Consider the following 3,693-nt stretch of genomic DNA (forward strand, 5'->3'; position numbering starts at 1 on the left):
TGGTACGCCGTCGAATTTTTGTCCACTTTAAGCGGCGAAATGCTGGTTACCATGATTTACCACAAGAAGCTGAACGAAGCATGGCAACAAGCCGCGCAAGAGCTGGCGCACAATTTGGGCATACACATCATCGGCCGCAGCCGCGGACAAAAAATCGTATTGAGCCAAGATTTTGTGACCGAAGCGTTGGAAGTCAACGGCAAGACCTTCCGCTATCGTCAAATCGAGGGCAGCTTTACCCAACCCAATGCCCACGTGTGCCAAAAAATGCTGACGTGGGCGTGTGATGCTGTGCAGAACTTAGGCAAAGACATGCTTGAGCTGTACTGCGGCAACGGCAATTTCACCCTGCCGCTTTCGCAACATTTCAATCAAGTGTTGGCGACCGAAGTCTCCAAAACTTCCGTCAACGCCGCTCAATGGAACATTGAAGCTAACCAAATTACCAACCTCAAAATCGCCCGCCTGTCTGCGGAAGAATTTACCGAGGCCTACACGCAAAACCGTGAATTTCGCCGCCTGCAAGAACAAGGCATCGACTTGAAAAACTATGATTTTTCAACTATTTTTGTCGATCCTCCACGCGCCGGTGTTGATGATGAGACGCTCAAATTGGTTGCCCGATTCGACAATGTCCTCTATATTTCCTGCAACCCTGAGACCCTTCGCACCAACCTAGACACGCTCTGTCAAACCCATACCATCGAACGCGCCGCCCTGTTCGATCAATTCCCATTTACCCATCATATCGAAAGCGGCGTTTGGTTGAAGAAAAAATAAAATCATATAAAAAGGCCGTCTGAATGTTCAGACGGCCTTTAATTAACGGCATCTTAAGTGATTTTCAAATCAATCCGCTTCCAAAACCACTTTCATGGCTTGGTTTTCAGCAGCGTGTTTGAATACATCGTAAGCTTTTTCCAATTCGCTGAATTTGAAATGGTGGGTCATCATTTTGGTGTAATCCACTGAGCTACTGGAAATGGCTTTCATCAGCATTTCGGTGGTATTGGCGTTAACCAGGCCGGTAGTAATGGCAAGGTTTTTAATCCACAGTTTTTCCAGTTTGAAATCAACGGATTGACCATGTACACCAACCACAGCAATATGGCCTCCGGGTTTCACAATGTCTTGGCACATATTCCAAGTCGCAGGGATACCGACCGCTTCTATGGCGCAATCTACGCCATCTTCGCCGACGATAGCGGCAACTTGCTTGCTCACATCGCCGGAAGCAGGGTTGATGGTATGGGTTGCACCCAATTCTTTCGCCAGTTTCAAACGATTTTCGTCCATATCACAAACGATGATGGCAGCAGGGCTATACAGTTGCGCGGTCAACAAGGCAGACATGCCGACAGGGCCTGCGCCTGCGATGAATACGGTATCGCCGGGTTTCACATCACCGTATTGCACGCCGATTTCGTGGGCGGTAGGCAGGGCATCGCTCAACAACAGGGCAACTTCTTCGTTGACGTTGTCAGGCAGCGGAACCAAACTGTTGTCGGCATAAGGCGTACGGACGTATTCGGCCTGAGTACCGTCAATCATATAGCCCAAGATCCAACCGCCGTTGCGGCAGTGTGAATAAAGTTGGATTTTACAGTTGTCGCAAGTACAGCATTTGCTGACACATGAAATAATGACTTTATCACCGACTTTGATGTTTTTTACAGCATCGCCGACTTCTTCTACAATACCGATACCCTCATGACCGAGAATACGACCGTCGGCAACTTCAGGGTTTTTACCCTTCCAAATACCCAAGTCAGTACCGCAAATCGTGGTTTTAACGATTTTGACGACTGCATCGGTCGGATCGATAATTTGAGGGCGGGGTTTTTCTTCGAAACGGATGTCGTTTGCGCCATGATAAACCATTGCTTTCATGTGAATCTCCTTGAGCAGTTAATAAACTTTAACAATACAGCGTAAATCCACGTTAACTATATTTATATACCCCTCCACCAGATAAGTCAATCCTGATTATTATTTCGTATGTTATAGTACAACACTATGTTTTAAAAATAAATAATTAAAAAGTAAATATTAATGAACACACCCACATCCTTCGCGCGACGACTCATCGATTGGCAACGGCAGCATGGCCGTCACGACTTGCCTTGGCAGGTCAAAGACCCCTATTCCGTCTGGCTTTCAGAAATCATGCTCCAACAAACGCAGGTTGCTACCGTATTGGACTACTATCCGCGTTTCTTAGCCAAATTCCCAACTGTGCAATCGCTTGCCGCCGCGCCGCAAGACGAGGTTTTATCCTTGTGGGCAGGCTTGGGCTATTACAGCCGCGCACGCAATCTGCACAAAGCAGCGCAACAAGTCATCGGACAATTCGGCGGCATCTTTCCTTCCGAGCGCAAGGACTTGGAGACGCTCTGCGGCGTAGGCAGAAGTACCGCTGCCGCCATTTCTGCCTTTGCTTTTAACCGACGAGAAACCATCTTGGACGGCAACGTCAAACGCGTTCTCTGCCGTGTCTTTGCCCAAGACGGCAATCCGCAAGACAAAAAATTTGAAAACTCGCTCTGGACACTTGCCGAAAGCCTGCTGCCGTCTGAAAACGCCGATATGCCTGCCTATACACAAGGGCTGATGGATTTGGGTGCAACCGTCTGCAAACGGACAAAACCTTTGTGCCATCAATGCCCTATGGCAGACATCTGCGAAGCAAAAAAACAAAACCGCATTGACGAGCTGCCCCGCAAAAAAACTGCTCCCGAAGTGCAAACCCTACCGCTTTATTGGCTGATTATGCATAACGCTGACGGCGCATTATTGCTTGAAAAACGCCCTGCCAAAGGCATTTGGGGCGGTCTGTATTGCGTACCCTGTTTTGAAAAATTAGACGATTTGTATACTTACGCCGAACACTTCGGCATTGTTTCAGACGGCCTTGAAGAACAAACCACGTTTACCCACCGCCTGACCCACCGCTTATTGATGATTACCCCTTTTCAGACGCAACAAAGGCCGTCTGAACATCTTTCAGACGGCCTTTGGATATCATCGGAACAGTTGGTGGATTATGGTTTGCCCAAACCTCTAATCAAGTATTTGGCTAAAGGCTAAACCGCCCTATTCCACAATCTCTTTAAATACAACTTCTTTTCCGCCGCGAATCAGTACGGCAAACCCATCGCCAATCTGCCAACGCGAGCTTGGATTGGCGTACTCGACGCCCTGACTCCGCAAGCGGACTTGCACCAGTTTCTCAACCGTATTACCTTCACGCAGCTCAACCATCATCGGGCTGTGGCTGTTGATATAAATTGCAGTAATCGTCCGACCTTGTGCAGATTGATAACGGACAGAATACGTCTGCGCCTGTGCAATGACCGGTAACGGCGCATCAGGGCGCACGGCCTTATAAGAACCGCACGCAGCGCACAAACTCACGCACAAAGCGCAGATGATTTTATTCAACATAGGCATAGATTAATAATGGTGATGCGGAATCTCGCCATCAAGACGGTAATAAGTGCCGCAATACGGACATTCAATCTCACTGTTGGACTGAATCGGTAAGAACACGCGCGGATGGCCGTTCCATGTTTCATGATTAGGGCCGGAGCAATGCAGCGGCAAATCCTGCGGCTTAATGACTACAACGTTTTTTTCAGACTGTGTACTCATGGTTTGGTTCCTCACTATGTTTTCTTATCTTCCGATATTGTA

5 protein-coding genes are annotated in these 3,693 nt (G+C 48.1%); 2 read left to right on the top strand and 3 right to left on the bottom strand.

Going from position 1 to position 3,693, the window contains the following annotated elements; genetic code table 11:
• A partial coding sequence (gene trmA / locus ACTHSP_RS18780) for a tRNA (uridine(54)-C5)-methyltransferase TrmA (protein ID WP_440346661.1) occupies positions 1–780 on the top strand: 780 nt, incomplete at its 5' end.
• Between the two features lie 69 nt (positions 781–849).
• Here the strand turns inward: trmA and ACTHSP_RS18785 are convergent.
• Entirely contained in the window at positions 850–1,890 is a 1,041-nt protein-coding gene (locus ACTHSP_RS18785; RefSeq protein WP_049335428.1) for a zinc-dependent alcohol dehydrogenase family protein, read from the bottom strand.
• A gap of 162 nt (positions 1,891–2,052) precedes the next feature.
• Here ACTHSP_RS18785 and mutY point away from each other — a divergent pair, with 162 nt between their 5' ends.
• The gene (gene mutY, locus ACTHSP_RS18790; RefSeq protein ID WP_440346662.1) at positions 2,053–3,087 is read left to right on the top strand and encodes an A/G-specific adenine glycosylase; all 1,035 of its coding nucleotides are present in this window, start codon (positions 2,053–2,055) and stop codon (positions 3,085–3,087) included.
• 6 nt (positions 3,088–3,093) lie between these two features.
• On the opposite strand, the gene ACTHSP_RS18795 is transcribed toward mutY, so the two are convergent.
• Positions 3,094–3,450, bottom strand: a complete 357-nt coding sequence (locus ACTHSP_RS18795; protein ID WP_036473192.1) for a hypothetical protein — start codon at positions 3,448–3,450, stop codon at positions 3,094–3,096.
• Positions 3,451–3,453: 3 nt separating this feature from the next.
• Entirely contained in the window at positions 3,454–3,651 is a 198-nt protein-coding gene (locus ACTHSP_RS18800; protein ID WP_003745781.1) for a zinc-finger domain-containing protein, read from the bottom strand.
• Positions 3,652–3,693 lie beyond the last annotated feature (42 nt).

The organism is Neisseria sp. P0001.S005 (assembly GCF_051963715.1).

What these genes read in the sequence shown, in the direction of transcription:
- ACTHSP_RS18795 (WP_036473192.1), bottom strand. Translation starts at nt 3,450, where the DNA reads ATGCCTATGTTGAATAAAATCATCTGCGCTTTGTGCGTGAGTTTGTGC.
- ACTHSP_RS18800 (WP_003745781.1), bottom strand. Translation starts at nt 3,651, where the DNA reads ATGAGTACACAGTCTGAAAAAAACGTTGTAGTCATTAAGCCGCAGGAT.
- mutY (WP_440346662.1), top strand. Translation starts at nt 2,053, where the DNA reads ATGAACACACCCACATCCTTCGCGCGACGACTCATCGATTGGCAACGG.
- ACTHSP_RS18785 (WP_049335428.1), bottom strand. Translation starts at nt 1,890, where the DNA reads ATGAAAGCAATGGTTTATCATGGCGCAAACGACATCCGTTTCGAAGAA.